We start from the raw sequence: 19,135 nt of genomic DNA, 5'->3' as shown, positions 1-19,135 counted from the left end.
TCGGCGCCCCGCATCGTCGCGGGGCGCCGCACGTCACTCAGGCGAATTCGTTGGGGAAGCCCACCTTCGGCGTCGCCACCTCGATGCCGAACCACTTCTTGTAGGACGCGGCGAAGCTGTCGAAATCGACGCCCATCATCGCTTCCCGGTAGACGGTGTTGACCCAGTTCAGCCAGATCGGGTCCCCCGGCTTGACGGCGGAGGCATAGGAATTCGGCATCCAGCCATAGCCGGCATCGACGAAGCGGCCGGGCGCCTGCTGCATCAGCCAGCGCATGGCCGACTGATCGGACATGTAGGCATCGATGCGGCGGGCGTTCAGCGCCTGCAGCACCGCGTCCGGGCTCTCGAACGCATCCACCTTCGCCTGGGGCAGCGCCTTGCGGACCCATTCCTCCAGGAACACGTTCTGCATGCCGCCGACGGTCACGCCCGCACCGGCTGCCTTCAGCTCGTCGAAGTTCTTGAACTTGCCGCCACGGGCCAGCAGCATCAGGCTGACGCCCTCCCGATAGTAGGGGACGGTGAATTCAACCTGCTGCGCGCGGCCGGCCGTCACGGTCATCCACTGGACGACGATGTCCACCTTGTCCGTGATCAGGCTGGGGATGCGGGCGTCGGAGCCCTGCAGGACGAATTCCACCTTCTCCGGGTCATCGAACAGGTTCTTGGCCAGCAGGCGGGCCATGTCGATATCCATGCCCTGCAGCTTGCCGTTGGCATCTTCGAAGTGCCAGGGCGGGTTGGTGCTGCCGGTGCCGACGATCAGCCGGCCGCGTTCCTTGATCACCTGCAGCCGGCTCTTGCCGACCGTCTGTGCAAGTGCCGCCGAAGGCGTGAGCAATTGCGCGGCGGCCCCCACCGCGGCGCCAGCAGCCGTCAGGCCAAACAGCCCGCGCCGCACCAGACCGGATGTAGTGTTCTGCTCATCCATCGTTATCAGCCCCCACGGGCGCGCCCGACGCGGGTGCACCGTTACGGGCGAAGCACAGCAAGAAACCGGCCAAAGGTCACGCGGCACCTGCGAAGTCGTTGCGCGCCATCAGCGCCGCCAACCGGCGGCCGGAACCGGCCGCCATGGTCCAGCCCGTATGGCCGTGGCCGGTATTGGTCCAGAGGCCCGGCACCCTGGTGGGGCCGATGCGCGGCTGGCCATCCGGCACCATCGGCCGCAGCCCGGCCCAGGAGACGGCGCCGGGGAAGTTCTCGCAATCCGCAAGCTGGGGGAACAGCTGCGCCAGCCCCTGCGTCACCGCGCGAATCCGCTGCGGCGACGGGGTGGTGGTGGTGTCGCCCACCTCGGCCGAACCGACGATGCGGTAGCGGTCCCCCAACGGAGTGATCACGAACTTCCGGGCGTCGTCCATAACCGCGACGCGCGGCCCTTCCGGCCATACGGAGCGCGGCAGCGTGACGGAGAGGCCCTTCACCGGGAAGATCGGCATGGCGACTCCGACGCTGCGCAGCAGCGGAACGCTCTGGCTGGCCATGGCGACGACGACGGCATCGGTCGCCATGTCCGCATTGCCGGAGGAGCCGGAGACACGCACCGCCGCCACCCGGCCACCCTTGCGGATCACGTCCTCCACCGTGGTGTTGTAGTGGAAGCGCACGCCCTGCCCGGCCAGCCACGCCGCCAGCCCCTGGCTGAACTTGTTGCAATCGCCGATCTCGTCCTGCGGGAAGCCGAGGCCGCCGGCGAAGCGCTCCACCACCGGGCCCAGCGCTGGCTCACGCGCAATGCACTCGTCGCGGCTCAGCACCTCGGTCTGCAGGCCGTCGGGGGCGAGCGCCAAGTGCTCGGCGGCGGCGACATCCAGGCTGCCCTGGTCCGGGAACAGCTTGATGACGGCGTTGCCGGCATAGTCGTACTGCACGCCGGTGGCCTCCCGGATCTCCGCCATGCAGGCGGCGCTCTCCAGCGCCAGCTTCAGGTTCGCCAGGCTGCCGGCGCGGTACTGGGCCGGGCGCGCGGCGCGCAGGAAGCCCAGGCCCCAGCGCCACATCCGCGGCACGGCGGAAGGCCGCAGCAGCATCGGCGCGTCCTCCTTGCCCAGCCACTTCAGCACCTTCGCCGGCACGCCCGGCGCCGCCCAGGGCTGCACGGAGCTGACATGGATGATGGCGCCGTTGCCCCAGCTCGTCTCCAGCCCCGCTTCTTCCCGCCGCTCCACCACCTGCACGTCGTGGCCGGCCTGATGCAGCCAGTAGGCACTGGTGACGCCGATGACGCCGGCACCCAGGACAATGATCCGCATCTGCCAAACCCCCGCGAGAAAGGCGGGATGGCAGCGCCTTGGCGCACGGATTGCAAGAGCCCACCCACCCCATCCGCCGCCGCCGGGGCACCCTCTGGCGCGGATGGCAACGCTGCTCTATCGAAGATGGACCATGCCAAACCCTTCCCCCGCCGCCAGGACCGCCTACGACGCCATCGTCATCGGCGGTGGCCTGGTCGGTGCCGCCATCGGCTACGGCCTGCAGCGCCAGGGCCTGGCCACCCTGCTGCTGGACGAGGGCGACATCGCCCACCGCGCCAGCCGGGGCAATTTCGGCCTGATCTGGGTGCAGTCGAAGGGCCTCGGCAACCCGCACTACCAGCGGTGGACACGCGGGTCGGCCGAGGAATGGCCGGCGCTGGCGGATGATCTGCATACCCGCACCGGCATCGACCCGCGCCGCCACCAGCCCGGCGGCGTCACCTTCTGCCTGGGCGAGGAAGAATTCGCGGCGCGCGGCGAGTACATGGCGCGGATGCAGGCGGAGGCCGGCAATTTCGGCTTCGAGTACCGCATGATCCGCGCCGCCGAGGCGCGGGACATGCTGCCGGGCATCGGCCCCGAGGTCACCGGCGTCAGCTGGACGCCCTATGACGGCCACGCCAGCCCGCTGCATTTGCTACGCGCGCTGCACACCGGCTTCACCGGCCTGGGCGGCACCTACCTGCCGAATGCCGGCGTGACGGAGAGCACGGCGGCTCCGGGCGATTTCAGCGTCTCCGCCGCCGGGCAGCGCTTCACCGCGCCGCGTGTGGTGCTGGCCGCGGGGCTGGGCAACGCCGCACTGGCGCCGCGCTTCGGGCTGGAGGCGCCGGTCGTGCCGGAACGCGGCCAGATCCTGGTGACGGAGCGCACGCAGAACCTGTTGCCCATGCCCACCGTCAGCCTGCGCCAGACCGCCGAGGGCAGCCTGATGATCGGCGACAGCAAGGAGGATGCCGGGCTGGATACCGTGACGCAGTCGCCCGAGATCATGAAGACGATGGCGCGCCGCGCCGTGCGCTGCTTCCCCTGGATCGCTGAACTGAACATCGTCCGCGCCTGGTCCGCCCTGCGCGTGATGGCGCCGGACGGGCTGCCGATCTACGACCAGTCGGAGCGCTTCCCCGGCGCCTTCACCGCCAATTGCCATTCCGGCGTCACCCTCGCCGGCACCCACGCCAACCGGCTGGCGCCGATGATCGCCGCCGGTGCGCTGGTCCCTGAGATGTCCCTGTTCAGCGCGAGGCGCTTCGATGTTCGCACAGCGGCCTGACCCGCGCCCCGCCACCGTGGAAGTCTTCGTCGGCGATGCCGCGCTGCGCGTGCCGGAAGGCAGCACCGCCGCCGCCGCCGTGATGCTGGCCGGCCTGCCCGCCATCCGCGAGACGCCAGTGAATGGCAGCCCGCGCCTGCCCTATTGCATGATGGGCATCTGCTTCGACTGCCTGGCCGAGATCGACGGCGTGGCCAACCGCCAGGCCTGCATGGTGACGGTGCGACCTGGCATGCGCATCGCGCCCCAGCATGGCGCCCGCGCCGCGAGGATGTCGGCATGACCGACCTCGCCATCATCGGTGCCGGCCCGGCCGGCCTCGCGGCGGCGATCGAGGCCGCTTCGCTCGGCCTCTCCGTCACCGTCATCGACGAGCAGCCTGCTCCCGGCGGCCAGATCTTCCGCAATGTCGAGCGCGCATCCTCGGACCCGGCCCTGGCGGGTGAGTATGGCAGTGACGGCGCCGCGCTGGTCCGCCGCTTCCGCGCCGCCATCCAGGCCGGCGGCATCGACTACCGCGCGTCCACCACGCTGTGGCACCTGGATACGGTGGGCGGCGTGCTCTCCCTGCGCGGCGAGAGCGGTACAGGTAGCCTCGTTGCCCAGCGTGTCCTGCTGGCGACGGGCGCGCAGGAACGTCCGGTGCCGATTCCCGGCTGGACGCTGCCCAACGTGCTGACCGCCGGCGCGGCGCAGATCCTGCTGAAGCAGGCCGGCGCCGTGCCGCGGGGCCGCACCGTGCTGGCCGGCCAGGGGCCGCTGCTGTGGCTGCTGGCGGACCAGCTGGCCAAGGCCGGCGCCACCCCTGCCCTGCTGCTGGAGACGACGCCGCGCGGCGCCCTGCGCCAGGCGCTGCCGGCCGGGCTTGCCGGCGCCGGCTTCTGGCGCGGCCGCGCCATGCTGGCGAAGGGCGCCACGCTGATGGCGGCATCCCGCCGGGCCGGCATGCGGGTCATCTCCCACGTGACCGGCCTGCGGGCGGAGGGCGAGGGCCGGCTGCAGCGCATCACCTGGGATGGCGGCGGCAGCACGGAAGCCGACACACTGCTGCTGCACGAGGGTGTCATCCCCTCCACCCATGTCTCCCGCGCGCTGGGCCTGCCGCATCAGTGGGACGAGACACAGCTGTGCTGGCGCCCCGAAGTGGATGCCTGGGGCGCCACGCCGAATCCGTTGCTGGCGGTGGCCGGCGATGGCGCCGGCATCGGCGGCTGGCAGGCAGCCACCGCCACCGGGGCCCTGGCGGCGCTGGATGCCGCGTGCCGGCTGGGCCGCCTGCCCGAGCATGCGCGGGACAGCCGCGCGGTACCGCACCGCCACCTGTTGCGCCGGATGCTGGCGCTGCGGCCGTTCCTGGACCGGCTCTACGCCCCCGCCCCCGGCGTGCTGGCCCCGGCCGATGACGACACCATCGTCTGCCGCTGCGAGGAAGTGACCGCCGGCCAGGTGCGTGCCGCCGCTGCGCTGGGCGCCACGGGGCCGAACCAGGCCAAGGCTTATCTGCGCACCGGCATGGGCCCCTGCCAGGGCCGGATGTGCGGCACCACGGTGGCGGCGGTGATCGCGCAGGCGCGCGGCATCCCGATCGCCGAGGCCGGGGCGCTGCGGCCACGCGCGCCCTTCAAGCCCATCACGGTGGGAGAGCTGGCGGACCTGCCGGCGGGCTGAGGCAGCGTCGCCGTCACCGGCGGCACGCTGCCAATCGCGACGACAAGGCCGTGCGGAATGAAACGGCTGCGCGGGAGCATCCCGCAAACGCGGCTTGCACGAACGGGCCTGCCGGTCCATCTCTCGGCCGCGCGAAAGGAACTATGGGCCGTGGCTTACGTCGTCACCGAGAACTGCATCCGCTGCAAGTACATGGACTGCGTGGAAGTGTGTCCCGTGGACTGCTTCTATGTCGGCGAGAACATGCTCGTCATCCACCCGGATGAGTGCATCGACTGCGGCGTGTGCGAACCCGAATGCCCGGCCGAGGCCATCTTCCCCGATAGCGACGACCGCGCCACCGACTGGGCCGAGCTGAACCGCGACTACGCGCAGTCCTGGCCCAACATCACCCGCAAGGGCGATGCGCCGCCGGATGCCGAGGAATGGAACGGCAAGCCGGACAAGAAGGGGCTGTTCGACCCCGCCCCCGGCAAGCCCTGAGGCGAACGGGCTTCAGCCTTCCCGCCGCAGCCCTGGCCGGCTCGCTGGGTGCCACTGGGCCCTCTTCAGGCCGTGTTCCCGCCTCGTGGCCATCTGCCACAGCTTCGGGCTTTTTGGCCAAGTACACGCCTGCCCTGCCGCTTCCTTGGGCGGATGGCCGGCCGCGGGTGACTTTGCGGTAAATTCGTGCTATGCCTGTGGGCTGGGCGGGATGAGCGGGCGTGCGTGCGCTGCCCCCGCCATTACTGCCATGGGATGCGGAGCCCGAAGCCGTCACGGCCCGCCGTGACCGCCCCGACCCCGCCCCATGTGCTTCGCAGGAGAAGATTGCTCGGATGAAGCCACCGGCCGGCGCGAAATCCACCTCCCCGCAACCCGAGCCCCCCGTGGCCGCCAAGACCCCTGCCGCTGCCCGCCGCCCCGGCATGGCCGAGGACCAGGCCGCGGCGCCCGAGCCCTCCGTCGCCCCCGGTCCGTCCCGCCCCGCGCCGCCGCCCAAGCCGCTCGGCAATAAGGGCTCGGACTTCAAGGCGGGCGACCACGTGGTCTACCCGACCCATGGCGTCGGCCAGGTGCAGGGCATCGAGACGATGTCGGCCGCCGGGCTGGAGCTGAAGGTGATCGTCGTCACCTTCGAAGAGAACCGCATGACCCTGCGCGTGCCGCTGGGCAAGGCGGCCAGCGCCGGCCTGCGCATGCTGGCCAATAAGGACATGATGGGCGAGGCGCTGGACACGCTGAAAGGCCGTGCCCGCATCAAGCGCACCATGTGGTCCCGCCGCGCGCAGGAATACGAGCAGAAGATCAACAGCGGCGACCCCGTGCAGATCGCCGAAGTGGTGCGCGACCTGCACCGCAACGCCGGGCAGCCGGACCAGTCGTTCAGCGAACGCCAGATCTACGAACTGGCCATGGACCGCCTGGCCGCCGAAGTGGCCGCGCTGGACCGCACCGACAAGACAGCCGCGATGAACAAGCTGCTGGACTACCTGAAGCAGGGCTGAACCACCCCGCTGCACCGACAGAAAAGCCCGGCCACCGAATGGTGTGCCGGGCTTTTTCGTGGGCGCTGGCGAGGAAGGCCGGGGAAGGAATTCCCCGGGCCCCTTCTTTTTTCTGCGAGTTTGGGACGGCGCTGCAGGACTGAGAGCGGACGCCCGTTGATGATTTTAATGGGCCACCAGAGCTGAACCCACAGCCGCCGGAGGTCCTGGACCTCCGGCGCACCCAGCCGGTTCCCAGGCCCACCCTATCAACAGCCACGCCCGACAGACTCGAAAAAGAAAAGAAGGGGCCCGGGGAATTCCTTCCCCGGCCTTCCTTCTCCCGGCCAAACCGGCCGCCCTCACCCCAGCAACGTATGCTCCGCCAGGATCTTCGCCCCCAGCAGGATCAGCCCCATTCCGCCCAGGCCTTCCGCCACGCGGCCCAGGCGCACGCCCAGGTAGCGGCCGATCAACATGCCGGTGGTGGCCATCAGGAAGGTGGCGGCGCCGATGGCCAGGGCGGTGCGGGCGATATCAGCACCGATGAAGGCCAGGGTGACGCCGACGGCCGCGGCATCGATGCTGGTGCCAAAGGCGGTGGCCAGCAGCAGCCAGAGGGAGTGGCGCTGGGGGCGTTCCTCCACCGGGCGTGGCGTGCGCAGGGCGCCGATGACCATCCGCCCGCCGACGGCGCCGAGGATGACGAAGGCCAGCCAGTGGTCCACGGCATCGACATAGGAGGCGGCGGCCAGCCCCAGTGCCCAGCCGAGGACCGGCGTCAGGGTTTCCACCGCACCGAAGATCAGCCCGGTGCGCAGGGCTTCCGACCAGCGGGGGCGGTGCAGCGCGGCGCCTTTGCCGATGGCGGCGGCGAAGGCATCGACCGACATGCCAAAGGCGAGGACGAGGGTGGCGATAGGGGTCATGGCGCTGGTCTCTCCCGCACGGGGTGGGCGTGGCGGCTGGGCCTGCCGCACGCTCTCCCCCAGGCCTGCCAAGGAATGATCCGGCTGGGCCGGCGGCGCGATATCTACAACACTTGAACAACTGTTCAAGTGTTTTGGTGGGCGGCAGGCATGAAAAAGCCCCGGGGATTGCTCCCCGGGGCTCGTCTCGGTTCCGCTGGTGCGGGATCAGTCGCGGCGGACGCCCATGAACTGCAGCATCAACTGGAACAGGTTGATGAAGTTCAGGTACAGGCCAAGCGCGTCGAACACGCTGCGCTTGGCGGCGCCGTCGGTGCCCTCGGCATAGGCGTACTCGATGTAGTCCGCCTTGATGCGCTGGGTGTCGTAGGCGGTCAGGCCGACGAAGACGATGACGCCGATGATGCTGATCGCCAGGGCCAGCGGGCCGCTGCCGATGAACATGTTGACGACGCCGGCGATGATGATGCCGATCAGGCCCATCATCATGAAGCTGCCCATCTTCGTCAGGTCGGTCTTCGTGGTGTAGCCGTACAGGCTGACAGCCGCGAACATGCCGGCCGTGACGGCGAAGGTGCTGGCCACCGAGGCGCCGACATAGACGACGAAGATGTTCGCCATGCTGGCGCCCATCGTGGCGCAGAATACCCAGAACAGCGCCTGCACCGACGTCTTGCTCATCCGGTTCACACCGAAGGAGAGCACGAGCACGAAGGCGAGCGGCGCGAACATGGCGACCAGGCCCAGCATCGTCGGCTGCGTCGCCAGGCCGCGCGGGGTGCGCACGACGTTGAAGAACAGCTCGGACAGGCTGGTATTGGCGATCACGTAGGACACGATCGCGGTCACCAGAAGGCCGGAGGCCATCCAGTTGTAGACGCGCAGCATGTAGGCCCGCAGCCCGGCATCCAGGGCAGCGGCATCGGTGGTCGCGGCGCGGCCCCAGCCAGGCGCGCCCGTGGTACGGTAATCGTTACCAAAGGCCATAGCGGCGATAACTCCTCCAACGCGGGCTAAGGGCCCGCATGATGATCCAATATGGACTATCCGTAATGTCGTTCAATCGGATTCGTGCGGGAGCCTTGCTCTTTCCCTACCCTATCCGGCCGAATTTACTCATTCGTTACGTAGCAGGGGGGCCGGCCGCACCCGCAAGGCCAGCGCGGTGCCGGCATAACCCAGCGCCAGGGTCAGCACCGTACAGCCCAGCACGGTGATAGCCAGGGTCCACGGCAGGAATACCCACTCCGTCTTCATGACAAATCGTGCCACGCCCCAACTGGCGGCGGTACCGATGGCAGCGGCCAGCGTGCCGGCGGTGAAGCCGAGCAGGCCGAACTCCACCATCCAGGCCTTGCGGATCTGCGCCCGCGTGGCGCCGATCACCTTCAGGACCACCGCATCGCGCACCCTGCGGCGCTGCCCGGCGGCCATGGCCCCGGCCAGCACCAGCCCGCCCGCCAGCAGCGTGACGCCCGCCACCGCCGAGATCGCCGTGCCCAGCCGCTCCATCAGCGCCGAGACCGCATCCAGCGCATCCCGCACCCGGATGCCGGAGACATTGGGGAAGGCATCCGTCACCGCGCGCAGCACGGCCGCGTCCTGCGCCACGTCGCCGCGCAGGGTGGCGATATGCGTGTGCGGCGCGGAGGAGAGCAGGCCAGGCGAGGCGACGAGGACGAAATTGATGCCCAGCCCCTGCCACTCGATCTGCCGCAGGCTGGCGATCTTCAGCGGGATGTCCCTTCCCAGCACGTTGACGACGATCTCGTCGCCCAGGCCGACGCCCCAGCCCTGGGCGAGGTTGGCGTCCAGCGAGACCAGCGGCGGGCCGCTATAATCCGGCGCCCACCACTGCCCGGCCACCACGCGGGTGCCGTCCGGCGGAGTCGCGGCATAGGTCAGCCCGCGGTCGCCCCGCAGTGCCCAGGAGCTGTCGCCCGTGGTCTGCACCTGGTCCGCCGGCACACCCTTCACCGAGACGATGCGGGCGCGGAGGGAGGGTACGCGCTTCACTTCCTCCACCCCCGGCAGGCCGGTGGTCAGGCGGTCGAACTGCGTCACCTGGTCGGACTGGATGTCGATGAAGAAGAAGTTCGGCGCCTGGGACGGGATCTGGTTGCTGATCTGCTGGCGCAGATTGCCCTCGATCAAGGCGAGGGCGGAGAGCGTGGTCAGGCCGATGCCCAGCGCCACCAGCAGCAGCGCCGTCGGCGCGCCAGGGCGGTGCAGGTTGGCCAGGCCCAGCCGCAGTGCCGGCCGCTGCCCCGCCTTCACCCGCTTGGCCAGCCCCATCAGGGCGCTGGCACCCAGGCGGAACAGCAGCAGCGTCGCCGCCGCCGCGCCGCAGAAGGCCAGGGCGAAGAAGGGCTGCTCGGCCGTGCCGACCACCAGGGCCACCAGGGCCAGCACCGCCAGGCCGTTCACCAGCAGCAGCGACAGGCGCGGGCGGCCGGTGCGCGGCTGCACCGTGTCGCGGAACAGGGCGGCGCCCGGGATCTCCCGCGCACGGCCCAGCGGCCAGAGCGAGAAGGACAGCGCCGTCAGCAGCCCGTACAGCGCCGCCAGGGCCAGCGGCGCCGGGTAGAAGCCCAGGCGCGGCGGCACCGGCAGGGCGGCGGCCAGCATCTGCGCCGCCAGCACCGCCAGTCCCTGCCCGATCGCCAGGCCAAGGATGATGCCGAGCACGGAGAGCCCAAGCACCTGGATCAGGTAGGTGGCGAACACCGTGCCGGCCGGCGCGCCCAGGCAGCGCAGCGTGGCGATGGTACGGGCGCGCTGGTCCAGCCAGCTGCGCACGCCGGTGGCCACGCCGATGCCGCCGACCAGCAGCGCCGTCAGCCCGGCTAGGATGAGGAAGGAGGCCACGCGGTCCAGCATCCGGTTCACGCCGGGGGCGGCCTGGGTAGCGTCGCGCACGCGCCAGCCGCCATCGTCATGCGCGGCCTGGAAGTCGCGCGCGAAGCTGCGCGGCGCCACGCCGGGCGGCAGGGCGATGCGGTATTCGTACTGCACCAGGCTGCCCGGCTGGATCAGCCCGGTGGCCGGCAGCGCGCCCAGCGGGATCAGCGCGCGCGGGCCCAGCAGGGCGGGCGTCGCCACCTTGTCCGGCTCCACGCGGATCAGCGCGGCCAGGACAAAACTCTCCTCGCCGATGCGCAGGCGCTCGCCCACCTTCAGGCCCAGCCGCTCCGCCACCAGCGGCTCGAGCGCCACGCCGGCGGGGGTGCCGGGGGCCTCGGGCGTCAGGGCGGCATTGGGCGGGTCCAGCTCCAGCGCGCCGTAGAGCGGGTAGGCCGCGTCGGCCGCCTTCAGCTCCACCAGGGTGCGCTCGCCATTGGGCGCGATGGCCATGGCGCGCATCTCGACGATCTCGGAGAGGCGGCCGCCGTGGCGGGTGATCCAGTCCCGCGCCTCCTGCGGCATCGGCCGGTAGGTAACGCGGACGGAGAGGTCGCCGCCCAGGATGCGGGCGCCGTCCTCGGACAGGCTGGCCTCGGTGGCGGCGCGCAGCGCGCCGACGGCGGCAATGGCCGCCACGCCCAGTGCCAGGCAGGCCAGAACGATGCGCAGGCCCTTCAGACCGCCCCGCAGCTCCCGCCGCGCGAAGCGCAGACCCAGCGAGAGATGGCTGCTCATGCCGCGTCGGCCACGCGGCTGTCACCGGTGACCAGCCCGTCGGCCATGGAAAGCTGCCGCTCGCAGCGATCCGCCAAGGCGGGGTCGTGGGTAATGAGCAGCAGGGTGGTGCCGAGTTGGGCTCGGATCTCGAACAGCAGGTCCATCACCATCAGGCCGGTGGCGCGGTCCAGGTTGCCGGTCGGCTCATCGGCCAGCAGCAGGGAGGGTTCGGCCACCACGGCGCGGGCCAGGGCGACGCGCTGTTGCTCGCCGCCCGAAAGCTGGCCGGGGTAATGGTCCAGCCGGTGGCCGAGCCCGACTCGCGCCAGCGCCTTGCCCGCACGTTCGAACGCATCCTTGCGGCCGGCGAATTCCAGCGGCACCGCCACGTTCTCCAGCGCCGTCATGGTCGGGATCAGGTGGAAGGCCTGGAAGACGATGCCCAATTGGTCCCGCCGGAAGCGCGCCAGCGAATCCTCGTCCAGCTTCGGCAGCTCGGCGCCGGCGACCGAGAGGCTGCCGCCCGTCGGCCGTTCCAGCCCCGCCAGCAGCATCAGCAGCGACGTCTTGCCGGAACCGGAGGGACCGACGATGCCCACCGCCTCCCCCTTCCCCACGTCGAGATCGATGCCGCGGAGGATGTTGACCTCCCCCCCTGCGGCGACCACCTTGAGGGAGAGGTCCCGTGCGCGGATGAGTGGCGGGGCGCCATCGTGTCTGGCGGAGGAGGTTCGGATGGGGTTCGTGGCGATGGACATGAACCACAAGGTGGGCCGCCGTGCCGCGCTGCAAAAGGCCGCTTTCGGTATCGGAATATTACTTTCCGCCGCCACGGCACCGCGCGGGCCTGCCCAGGCGCAGCCCGCGCCGCTCAAGCTGATGATCCTGGGCGACTCGATCACGGCGGGCTACGGCCTGCCGGAGGCCGAGGCCTGGCCGGTGAAGCTGGAAGCCGCGCTGAAGGCAGCCGGCCAGTCGGTGCGCGTGATCGGCGCCGGCGTCTCCGGCGACACCACCGCCGGCGGCAAGGCGCGGCTGGACTGGGCGCTGGCCGATGCGCCGGATGCGGTGATCGTGGCGCTGGGCGGCAATGACGGGCTGCGCGGCCTGCCGCCCGCCACGAGCGAGGCCAACCTGGACGATATCCTGACCCGGCTGAAGGCCAAGAACCTGCCGGTGCTGCTGGCCGGCATGCTGGCGCCGCCGAACCTAGGGGCCGATTACGGCCGGGATTTCGCCGCGACCTTCCAGAACCTGGCGAAGAAGCATCCCGAGATCGTGTTCTACCCCTTCCTGCTGGAGGGCGTGGCCGGGGAGCAGGCGCTCAACCAAGCCGACCGCATCCACCCCAATCCGGACGGCGTGGCGGAGATGGTCCGCCGCATGATGCCGGCGGTGCGGGAATTGCTCAGCAAGACGCGGGGAGCGTGATGCCATGGTGCGTCTGTTCGTCGCCCTGCCGATCGGCGAGGGCCTAAAGGAACAACTGGCCGGGCTGGCCGGCGGCATCCCCGGCGCGCGCTGGGTACCGCCCGAGAACTACCACCTGACCCTGCGCTTCATCGGCGAGGTGGAGAACGTGCTGGCCGACGAACTGGACGAGGCGCTGGCCACCATCCGCGCCAAGCCGTTCGACCTGACCCTGCGCGGGCTGGATGTGTTCGAGAAGGCCGGGCGCATCCACTCGCTTTATGTCGGCGTCGAGCGCTGCGAGCGGCTGCTGCACCTGCAATCGAAGGTGGAGACTGCTTTGCAACGCGCCGGCCTGCCGCCGGAGCGGAAGAAATTCGCCCCGCACGTCACCCTGGCGCGGACCGACAAGGCAGCGCCGGACAAGCTGATCGCCTTCGTCCAGGCGCATAACCTGTTCCGCGCACCGGCCGAGCGGATGGACCATTTCTGCCTGTTCTCCTCCCGCCTTGGGAAGGAGCAGGCGCATTACGTGCCGGAGGTTGACTACGCCTTGGAGGGCGCGCTGGCGCCGGTGCGGGCGGAGGACGAATAGCCGGCCTCATCCGGCGTGACGCCGGGGCGCGCCTCCCCGGCGGTTCTTCCGTGGCCGCAACCCGGCGTTTTCGCCCGGATGGCCCGCAGCGCGACCTTCGCCATGCATCGGCAGCTTGCGGTCGGGGCGACCTTCCCGCATCACTGCGCGCAACGCCATGATTCGCCGCCTGCACCTGTTCCTGTTGCGCCTGCTGGCCTTCCTGCTGATCACGCAGGGCGTGGCCGCGCCCGCGCATTGCCTGGAGCGGCTGGCCCGCGCCACGGCGACGCCAATCTGCACCGGCGGCGATGGCCTGCGCTACGGCCCTTCCGCCGAGCCGGACCATCCGCTGGCGCATCAGGGCGCCGATGGCTGCGCGATTTGCCACAGCCCGCCGCAGGGGCCGGTGCCGCTTGCCCTGGCACTGCCGGTGCCGGGCTTCGTCGTCGCCTCTGCCTCGCCCGGGTGGCAGCCGGGGCCGGCGCCCTTGCCCGGCCGGGATGCCGGTCCCTACGCGGCCCGCGCGCCACCCGTAGGCTGAGCCACACCTTCGTCCCCTCTGCCGCAGTCGCCTGTCTTTTTTCCAACGGAGCCTTTCCGTGATCCATCGTCGCTTCCTGCTCGCCGGCCTGGCCGCGCTGAGCCTGGCCACCCCCGTCCTCGCGCACAGCTACAAGGCCGGGGAGATCGAGATCGGCCACCCCTGGAGCCGTGCCGCCCCTGTCGGCGTCACCGGCGCCGGCTACCTGACCCTGACCAACAAGGGCGCCACCGCCGACCGGCTGCTGAGCGCCCGCGCCGACATCGCCCGCGCGGTGGAGATCCACACCGCCAGCCTGGAAGGCGGCGTGATGCGGATGCGTCCCGTCGAGGCCATCGAGATCGCCGCGGGCGCCGAGGTCGCGCTGGCCCCTGGCGGCTTCCACATCATGCTGATCGGCCTGAAGCAGCCGCTGGTGCAGGGCAACCGCGTACCGCTGACGCTGGTGTTCGAGAAGGCGGGCGAAGTGCAGGTGGAGCTGGCGGTGGAAGCCGCCGGCGCACGCGGCGGCGGGCACCAGCACCACTGAGCATCCTGCGTTCGCCCAGGCTCACTCCAAATGCTCTCGCTTGTTGTCTTGAACAGCATCTTTACTCCATCAGGTGATCCCACCTGATGGAGGTCTGCTCCAAGCGCCATCTGGCCGTGGGCGGAACCCAACGGCGGGATCAGGAAGCATCGCTGTAGCGCCACGCCTTCCCTGGCCTGGCACTGCGTCCCATGCGCCAAGGGCCGGACTGGGCCGTGCCGGCCCGGGCTTCCGCCCGCCCATTCCGGCGCCATCTCTCCCCCATGCCTGCCGAGACACTGGACCAAGCCGCCACCGCCGCCAGCCGCTGCACGCTCTGCGCCCCGGTGCTGCCGCTCGGGCCGCGGCCCATCTTCCAGGTCAGCCCGACGGCCCGCGTGCTGATCATCAGCCAGGCGCCGGGGACCAAGGCGCATCTCAGCGGCATTCCCTGGCACGACAAATCCGGCGACCGGTTGCGCGACTGGCTGGGGATGGACCGCAGCCAGTTCTACGATTCCGGCCTGCTCGCCATCGTGCCCTCCGGCCTCTGCTACCCTGGCCGGCTGGCCGCCGGCGGAGACGCCCCGCCCCGGCCGGAATGCGCGCCGCTCTGGCACCACCGGCTGATCAGGCCGATGCGGCAGGTGCGGCTGACCCTGCTGGTCGGCACCTACGCCATCCGCGCCCATCTGGGCCGCAAGGCGGCCGCCGCGCTGGGCGAGACCGTGCAGAACTTCGCGGCCCCCCTTGCCGACGGACGCTTCCCCCTGCCCCACCCCTCCTGGCGCACGCGAAGCTGGGCGGAGCGGCGGCCCTGGTTCGAGGCGGAAATCCTGCCAGCGTTGCGGCAGGCCGTTGGGCAGGCGTTGCGGGATGATGGAGGTTCGACGAAAGGATGAAGGCAGGCCGGGGAAGGAATTCCCCCGGCCCCATCTTTCTTCTCCGAGTTTGGCGATGCACTTCAGGACCGAGAGTGGGCCCAACTGATGATTTTGAATTCAAGGCCACAAGGGCTGAACCCTCAGTCGCCGGAGGTCTAGGACCTCCGGCGCACCCAGCCGTCGCTCAAGCGCATCCTTTCAGGCCCGCGTGAAAACTCGAAAAAATAAAAGAAGGGGTCCGGGGAATTCCTTCCCCGGCCTTCCCGCCTCGCTTCAAAGCCACCAGCCGTAGAGCCTAGCCCTTCAGCCCCCGCACCGCCTGTTCGCACTGGCGGGCGATCTCCATCCAACCGGCCTTGTCGTTCGCGATGGCGGAGAATTCCAATGGCGCGCCGATGGTCAGGCGCAGCTTGCCGGGGCGTGGGTAGCGGCGGCTGGCGGGCCAGCAGGCATAGGCACCTTCCAGGTAGCAGGGCACCACGGGCACCGGGCCGGCGGCCACCAGCGCGCCGATGCCGGGCAGGAAGCGGCCCATCTCGCCATTGCGGCTGCGGGTGCCTTCGGGGAACAGGATGTAGACCAACTGGTCCTGCTCAAGCCGTTCCCGCAAGCCATTCAGGTCCTTGGAGCTGGTGCGCTTGCGCCAGACCGGCAGGGCGTTGACCGCCCAGGCGGCGAAGGCGGAGGAGCGGACGGAGCCGAAGAACACATCCCCCGCCGCCAGGGCGAAGGCCCGCCGCGCCGCCGGGCCGCGCAGCATGGCGCCCAGGCTCATCGCATCCAGGTGGCTGCTATGGTTGGCGATGAGGATGTACGGCGTGTCGGCGGGCAGGTTTTCCCGGCCAACGACGTCGAGTTGGTGGAACAGCCGAAGGTAGCTTCGCACCCCGCGCCGCCACAGGCCCTGCACCACCGCGCCGGCCAGCCCGACCTCGCGCGAGTGGCTGCGCAGGCGGGCGACGGGAGAGAGCTCCGTGTCGCGGGCGGGGCGGAGCTGCCAGTCCATGGGCTCAGCCGCCGGTCAGGACGCGGGTGGGCTGGCCTTCACCGATGCCGACCACGTAGTTGATCAGGTGAAACACCGCGGGCGCCACCAGCAGCAGGCTGTTGAAGCGGTCCATGATGCCACCATGGCCGGGCAGCGCCGCACCCATGTCCTTGATGCCGATGTCCCGCTTGATGGAGGAGAGCATCAGGTCCCCGCACTGCCCGGCGACGCTGACCAGCACGCCGAGGAACAGCAGCAGGGCCCAGTGGTCCATCGCGGTGCCGGCGAAGATGAGGTGGCCGAGGAAGGCCACCAGCGCCGTGGTAGTGCACAGCGCGCCGACGGCGCCGGAGACGGTCTTGTTGGGGCTGGTGTTCGGCAGCAGCTTGCGGCCGCCGATCAGCTTGCCCCAGGTGAAGGCGGCGACGTCGTTCAGCGCGATGGCGGCCAGCAGCATCAGCACCAGCGGGCGGTAGCCGGGATCGTTGGCCATGTAGCCGAGATGCCCGAGCCCGACGCCGAGCAGCATGAAGGCGAAGATCGCCAGGGCATTGCGCTGGATGTAGCCGGCGGGCCGGTCCAGCGGGATGGTGGCCACCAGCAGGATCACGGTCGTCAGCGGCCACAGCGCAACGAAGAAACGGTACCAGTTGTCCAGCGCGGCGAAGTTCACCGCCAGGATGCCCAGCGCGACGACGGCGGTGGTGACGTATTCGCGGAACAGGCCGGTGGCCCGGGCGAACTCGCTGAGGCAGAGCAGCGCCAGGATGGTGACGGCACCGATGGTCCAGGCCTTGCCCAGCAGCACCGGGCCGAACATCAAGGGCAGCAGCACCAGCCAGGAGCCGTAGCGCAGCCACAGCTCCCGCCGGAAGGCCGGGGTGCCGCGCCCCAGCAGCGTCATGCCGCCGATGACGAGGGCGGCCAGCAACAGCACGGCGCCAGTGGCGGCGACGATGCCCACCGTGACGGGGTGGGCGAACGCGTCGTTCATCGGGCCAGGGCCTTCGCGGTGTGGGAGAGGCGGCGCCAGGCGGTGACGCTGGCCAGTACGGTGATGACGGCCAGCACCCAGGCGGCCAGGTGCCAGCCGAAGGCTACCTGCCAGGAGAGCGGCGTCAGCGCGCACCAGACGCCCAGGGCCGTCGCCAGCGCCATGCGCTGCTGCTTGGCCATGGGGCCGGAGAAGTCGCTGGGCGCACCGGCGGCCTTGCCGACGGCACGGATATAGGCGGTGGCCATGGCCGCCAGCGCGGCGGCGAGGCCAAGGCCCCAATTGCCACCGGCGGCCACGCCGAGGCCGAGCAGGATGGCGGTGTCGGAGACACGGTCCGGCACCTCGTTGTACAGCTCGCCCTGGGGAGAGGCGATGCCACGCCCCACGGCCACCATGCCGTCGAACAGATTGGCCAGCAGCCGGGTCTGCACCAGCGCCGCGCCCAGCAACCAGAAGAGCCGGGCGCCGGGCGGGTACCACCAGACGGCGGCGAAGCTCAGCCCCGCCCCCAGCCCCGCCAACATGCCGGCAATGGAAATCCCGTCCGGCGACGCCTTGCGGCGGATCAGCCAGGCGGCGACGCGGCCGGTGAGCGCCAGTTCCCGCGCCGCGATGGGGCGACGGTCACCAGGCGCGGGGGATGCGGCGGGGCTGTCCTCGGGCATGGGGCTCAGCCCTCTCCTTCCAGGCGGGCGATCTCGTCGTCGGAGAAGCCGAAATGGTGGCCGATCTCATGGATCAGCACGTTGCGGACCAGGCGGAACAGGTCCTCTCCGGTCTCGATCCACTCGACGAGGATCGGTTCGCGGTAGAGGAAGATGGTGTCGGGGCCGGAGGGCACGTCCAGCGTCGACTTCTCGGTCAGCGGCGTGCCGCGATACAGGCCGGTCAGCTCCCAGGGATGCTCGATCTCCAGGGCTTCCAGCGTTTCCTCGTCCGGCAGGTCCTCGACGAGGATGGCGGTACCGCGCACGGCTTCCCGCAATTCCTGGGGGATCGCGGCGAAGGCCGTCTCCGCCATTTCCTGCAGGTCTTCGATGGAGGGGGGGTGATGGAAGCGCATGGCCCAGTCTATCAGCGCACCGCTGCCTTCACACCTGCCAGCCGCGTGGCAGGCGGGCCATGGACCCACCCTTTCACGCGGAATTGCCCCTCAGGCCAGGGGTGCGTCGTCGCCGGGCGCGCCGCGCGGCGGCACCGGGGCGCTGCCACCCTGGCGGGCGGCCTTCAGCTCGTCGCGGATTTCCATCAGCAGCTTCTCCTGCGCGCTGGGGCCGGAGGGCTTGGCATCCTGGCGGACGCGCAGCTTGGTCAGCACCCGCAGCAGCCAGAAGATGGCCATGGCAACGATAAGGAACTTGATGATGGCGTTGATGAACACGCCCACGGCCAGCACGGCGGCACCCGAGTTACGGGTGGATTCCAGCGAAGGACCGCGCTCGCCACTGAGCACGAAGAAGATGTTGGAGAAGTCCACGCCGCCGATGAGCAGGCCGATCAGCGGGTTGATCAGGTCCGTCACCAGCGAGTTGACGATGCCGGTGAAGGCGGCACCGATGACGATACCGACGGCCAGGTCCACCACGCTGCCACGCATGATGAAGGCTTTGAACTCGCTCAGCCAGGCAGGCTCACGAATCGGAATGGGTGGCTTCATCGGATCCTCCGTGCGGTCAGACCGCTTCGTTGGCCGATATCACAAGCCTTCGTAAAGTAACAGGACCACGACGGTTACGTGATCGATCTGATCGAAAAAGCCCGTTCCGGCCATGGGGGCGATGCCGGGATGCCCCGGAATCGCCCACCAGACGGCGTGGTTTAGCGGCGGCGGTCGCTATCCAGCGGCGTGCGCACTTCCGGGTCGCGCCAGACGGGGCGGCCGAGATTGACGTCGCTGGGGGATGTGGTCGCGCCGGTCACCGCACCGGCGCCACCGCCGACGAGGGCACCGACGCCCGCGCCCACCGGGCCGCCCAGCGCGCCGACACCGGCGCCCGTCGCGGCCCCGGCGG

The 19,135-nt window shown here is 70.3% G+C and carries 22 protein-coding genes; 10 read left to right on the top strand and 12 right to left on the bottom strand.

The annotated features are described in order from the left end of the window. Positions 1 to 37 precede the first annotated feature (37 nt). Together IBL26_RS03660 and IBL26_RS03655 are read right to left on the bottom strand one after the other, a co-directional pair. On the bottom strand, positions 38 to 934 hold the full coding sequence (locus tag IBL26_RS03660) for a transporter substrate-binding domain-containing protein (protein WP_206684131.1): 897 nt from the start codon (positions 932 to 934) through the stop codon (positions 38 to 40). Between the two features lie 76 nt (positions 935 to 1,010). Beyond that, positions 1,011 to 2,258, bottom strand: coding sequence for a D-amino acid dehydrogenase (locus tag IBL26_RS03655; protein WP_187783103.1), 1,248 nt, complete (start codon positions 2,256 to 2,258; stop codon positions 1,011 to 1,013). Between the two features lie 133 nt (positions 2,259 to 2,391). Here IBL26_RS03655 and IBL26_RS03650 point away from each other — a divergent pair, with 133 nt between their 5' ends. From IBL26_RS03650 to IBL26_RS03630, 5 genes are all read left to right on the top strand, one after another. Beyond that, on the top strand, positions 2,392 to 3,534 hold the full coding sequence (locus IBL26_RS03650) for an NAD(P)/FAD-dependent oxidoreductase (protein ID WP_187783102.1): 1,143 nt from the start codon (positions 2,392 to 2,394) through the stop codon (positions 3,532 to 3,534). Next, positions 3,515 to 3,817: a (2Fe-2S)-binding protein gene (locus IBL26_RS03645; protein WP_187783101.1), complete on the top strand. Its 303-nt coding sequence runs from the start codon at positions 3,515 to 3,517 to the stop codon at positions 3,815 to 3,817. Before IBL26_RS03650 ends, IBL26_RS03645 begins: the two co-directional genes overlap by 20 nt. After that, positions 3,814 to 5,202, top strand: a complete 1,389-nt coding sequence (locus IBL26_RS03640) for an FAD/NAD(P)-dependent oxidoreductase (RefSeq protein ID WP_187783100.1) — start codon at positions 3,814 to 3,816, stop codon at positions 5,200 to 5,202. Before IBL26_RS03645 ends, IBL26_RS03640 begins: the two co-directional genes overlap by 4 nt. Before the next feature lie 150 nt (positions 5,203 to 5,352). Continuing rightward, positions 5,353 to 5,685 carry a ferredoxin FdxA gene (fdxA, locus tag IBL26_RS03635; protein WP_187783099.1) on the top strand — a complete coding sequence of 111 codons (333 nt, stop codon included), beginning with the start codon at positions 5,353 to 5,355 and terminating at the stop codon, positions 5,683 to 5,685. A 335-nt stretch (positions 5,686 to 6,020) separates the two neighbouring features. Further along, complete coding sequence (locus IBL26_RS03630) at positions 6,021 to 6,689, top strand: CarD family transcriptional regulator (protein WP_187783098.1); 669 nt, start codon at positions 6,021 to 6,023, stop codon at positions 6,687 to 6,689. A 341-nt stretch (positions 6,690 to 7,030) separates the two neighbouring features. Here IBL26_RS03630 and mntP read toward each other — a convergent pair whose 3' ends face one another. From mntP to IBL26_RS03610, 4 genes are all read right to left on the bottom strand, one after another. Then, a complete protein-coding gene (gene mntP, locus IBL26_RS03625) occupies positions 7,031 to 7,597 on the bottom strand; it encodes a manganese efflux pump MntP (RefSeq protein WP_187783097.1) in 567 nt (188 codons plus the stop codon). Positions 7,598 to 7,804: 207 nt separating this feature from the next. Then, positions 7,805 to 8,584: a Bax inhibitor-1/YccA family protein gene (locus IBL26_RS03620; protein ID WP_187783096.1), complete on the bottom strand. Its 780-nt coding sequence runs from the start codon at positions 8,582 to 8,584 to the stop codon at positions 7,805 to 7,807. A gap of 129 nt (positions 8,585 to 8,713) precedes the next feature. After that, positions 8,714 to 11,236 (bottom strand): ABC transporter permease, encoded by a 2,523-nt coding sequence (locus IBL26_RS03615; RefSeq protein ID WP_187783095.1) that lies wholly within the window; start codon positions 11,234 to 11,236, stop codon positions 8,714 to 8,716. Further along, the gene (locus IBL26_RS03610; protein ID WP_187783094.1) at positions 11,233 to 11,976 is read right to left on the bottom strand and encodes an ABC transporter ATP-binding protein; all 744 of its coding nucleotides are present in this window, start codon (positions 11,974 to 11,976) and stop codon (positions 11,233 to 11,235) included. Before IBL26_RS03610 ends, IBL26_RS03615 begins: the two co-directional genes overlap by 4 nt. Here IBL26_RS03610 and IBL26_RS03605 point away from each other — a divergent pair. The 5 genes from IBL26_RS03605 to IBL26_RS03585 all read left to right on the top strand — a co-directional run bounded on the left by IBL26_RS03605 (position 11,975) and on the right by IBL26_RS03585 (position 15,156). Next, positions 11,975 to 12,649, top strand: coding sequence for an arylesterase (locus IBL26_RS03605; RefSeq protein WP_241748972.1), 675 nt, complete (start codon positions 11,975 to 11,977; stop codon positions 12,647 to 12,649). The genes IBL26_RS03610 and IBL26_RS03605 overlap by 2 nt on opposite strands. 4 nt (positions 12,650 to 12,653) lie before the next feature. Then, positions 12,654 to 13,223, top strand: coding sequence for an RNA 2',3'-cyclic phosphodiesterase (thpR, locus tag IBL26_RS03600; protein WP_187783092.1), 570 nt, complete (start codon positions 12,654 to 12,656; stop codon positions 13,221 to 13,223). A gap of 157 nt (positions 13,224 to 13,380) precedes the next feature. Further along, entirely contained in the window at positions 13,381 to 13,746 is a 366-nt protein-coding gene (locus IBL26_RS03595; protein ID WP_187783091.1) for a hypothetical protein, read from the top strand. Positions 13,747 to 13,804: 58 nt separating this feature from the next. Beyond that, positions 13,805 to 14,275: a copper chaperone PCu(A)C gene (locus tag IBL26_RS03590; protein ID WP_367615363.1), complete on the top strand. Its 471-nt coding sequence runs from the start codon at positions 13,805 to 13,807 to the stop codon at positions 14,273 to 14,275. A 263-nt stretch (positions 14,276 to 14,538) separates the two neighbouring features. Continuing rightward, positions 14,539 to 15,156, top strand: a complete 618-nt coding sequence (locus IBL26_RS03585; RefSeq protein WP_187783090.1) for a uracil-DNA glycosylase family protein — start codon at positions 14,539 to 14,541, stop codon at positions 15,154 to 15,156. A 277-nt stretch (positions 15,157 to 15,433) separates the two neighbouring features. Here IBL26_RS03585 and IBL26_RS03580 read toward each other — a convergent pair whose 3' ends face one another. From IBL26_RS03580 to IBL26_RS03555, 6 genes are all read right to left on the bottom strand, one after another. Continuing rightward, complete coding sequence (locus IBL26_RS03580) at positions 15,434 to 16,144, bottom strand: lysophospholipid acyltransferase family protein (protein ID WP_187783089.1); 711 nt, start codon at positions 16,142 to 16,144, stop codon at positions 15,434 to 15,436. 4 nt (positions 16,145 to 16,148) lie between these two features. Then, positions 16,149 to 17,120, bottom strand: coding sequence for a phosphatidate cytidylyltransferase (locus IBL26_RS03575; protein ID WP_187783088.1), 972 nt, complete (start codon positions 17,118 to 17,120; stop codon positions 16,149 to 16,151). Beyond that, positions 17,117 to 17,788 (bottom strand): CDP-alcohol phosphatidyltransferase family protein, encoded by a 672-nt coding sequence (locus IBL26_RS03570; protein ID WP_187783087.1) that lies wholly within the window; start codon positions 17,786 to 17,788, stop codon positions 17,117 to 17,119. Before IBL26_RS03570 ends, IBL26_RS03575 begins: the two co-directional genes overlap by 4 nt. 5 nt (positions 17,789 to 17,793) lie before the next feature. Further along, entirely contained in the window at positions 17,794 to 18,186 is a 393-nt protein-coding gene (locus IBL26_RS03565) for a metallopeptidase family protein (protein WP_187783086.1), read from the bottom strand. 90 nt (positions 18,187 to 18,276) lie between these two features. Continuing rightward, a complete protein-coding gene (gene mscL, locus IBL26_RS03560) occupies positions 18,277 to 18,780 on the bottom strand; it encodes a large-conductance mechanosensitive channel protein MscL (RefSeq protein ID WP_187783085.1) in 504 nt (167 codons plus the stop codon). Between the two features lie 161 nt (positions 18,781 to 18,941). Then, the coding region (locus IBL26_RS03555) for a hypothetical protein (RefSeq protein WP_187783084.1) at positions 18,942 to 19,135 on the bottom strand (194 nt) is incomplete at its 5' end.

This window comes from Teichococcus aerophilus (assembly GCF_014490485.1).
In the GTDB taxonomy this organism is placed as follows: domain Bacteria; phylum Pseudomonadota; class Alphaproteobacteria; order Acetobacterales; family Acetobacteraceae; genus Pseudoroseomonas; species Pseudoroseomonas aerophila.
Note: the sequence above shows the minus strand (reverse complement) of the source record. Positions and strands in the feature narration are given on the sequence as shown.

Excerpts from the sequence above, each read along its gene's own strand:
- IBL26_RS03585 (WP_187783090.1), top strand. The coding sequence starts at position 14,539 with ATGCCTGCCGAGACACTGGACCAAGCCGCCACCGCCGCCAGCCGCTGC.
- IBL26_RS03605 (WP_241748972.1), top strand. The coding sequence starts at position 11,975 with ATGAACCACAAGGTGGGCCGCCGTGCCGCGCTGCAAAAGGCCGCTTTC.
- IBL26_RS03615 (WP_187783095.1), bottom strand. The coding sequence starts at position 11,236 with ATGAGCAGCCATCTCTCGCTGGGTCTGCGCTTCGCGCGGCGGGAGCTG.
- mscL (WP_187783085.1), bottom strand. The coding sequence starts at position 18,780 with ATGAAGCCACCCATTCCGATTCGTGAGCCTGCCTGGCTGAGCGAGTTC.
- IBL26_RS03565 (WP_187783086.1), bottom strand. The coding sequence starts at position 18,186 with ATGCGCTTCCATCACCCCCCCTCCATCGAAGACCTGCAGGAAATGGCG.
- IBL26_RS03595 (WP_187783091.1), top strand. The coding sequence starts at position 13,381 with ATGATTCGCCGCCTGCACCTGTTCCTGTTGCGCCTGCTGGCCTTCCTG.
- IBL26_RS03660 (WP_206684131.1), bottom strand. The coding sequence starts at position 934 with ATGGATGAGCAGAACACTACATCCGGTCTGGTGCGGCGCGGGCTGTTT.
- IBL26_RS03580 (WP_187783089.1), bottom strand. The coding sequence starts at position 16,144 with ATGGACTGGCAGCTCCGCCCCGCCCGCGACACGGAGCTCTCTCCCGTC.
- IBL26_RS03645 (WP_187783101.1), top strand. The coding sequence starts at position 3,515 with ATGTTCGCACAGCGGCCTGACCCGCGCCCCGCCACCGTGGAAGTCTTC.
- IBL26_RS03650 (WP_187783102.1), top strand. The coding sequence starts at position 2,392 with ATGCCAAACCCTTCCCCCGCCGCCAGGACCGCCTACGACGCCATCGTC.
- IBL26_RS03630 (WP_187783098.1), top strand. The coding sequence starts at position 6,021 with ATGAAGCCACCGGCCGGCGCGAAATCCACCTCCCCGCAACCCGAGCCC.
- IBL26_RS03610 (WP_187783094.1), bottom strand. The coding sequence starts at position 11,976 with ATGTCCATCGCCACGAACCCCATCCGAACCTCCTCCGCCAGACACGAT.
- thpR (WP_187783092.1), top strand. The coding sequence starts at position 12,654 with ATGGTGCGTCTGTTCGTCGCCCTGCCGATCGGCGAGGGCCTAAAGGAA.
- IBL26_RS03640 (WP_187783100.1), top strand. The coding sequence starts at position 3,814 with ATGACCGACCTCGCCATCATCGGTGCCGGCCCGGCCGGCCTCGCGGCG.
- mntP (WP_187783097.1), bottom strand. The coding sequence starts at position 7,597 with ATGACCCCTATCGCCACCCTCGTCCTCGCCTTTGGCATGTCGGTCGAT.
- IBL26_RS03570 (WP_187783087.1), bottom strand. The coding sequence starts at position 17,788 with ATGCCCGAGGACAGCCCCGCCGCATCCCCCGCGCCTGGTGACCGTCGC.
- IBL26_RS03620 (WP_187783096.1), bottom strand. The coding sequence starts at position 8,584 with ATGGCCTTTGGTAACGATTACCGTACCACGGGCGCGCCTGGCTGGGGC.
- IBL26_RS03655 (WP_187783103.1), bottom strand. The coding sequence starts at position 2,258 with ATGCGGATCATTGTCCTGGGTGCCGGCGTCATCGGCGTCACCAGTGCC.
- IBL26_RS03575 (WP_187783088.1), bottom strand. The coding sequence starts at position 17,120 with ATGAACGACGCGTTCGCCCACCCCGTCACGGTGGGCATCGTCGCCGCC.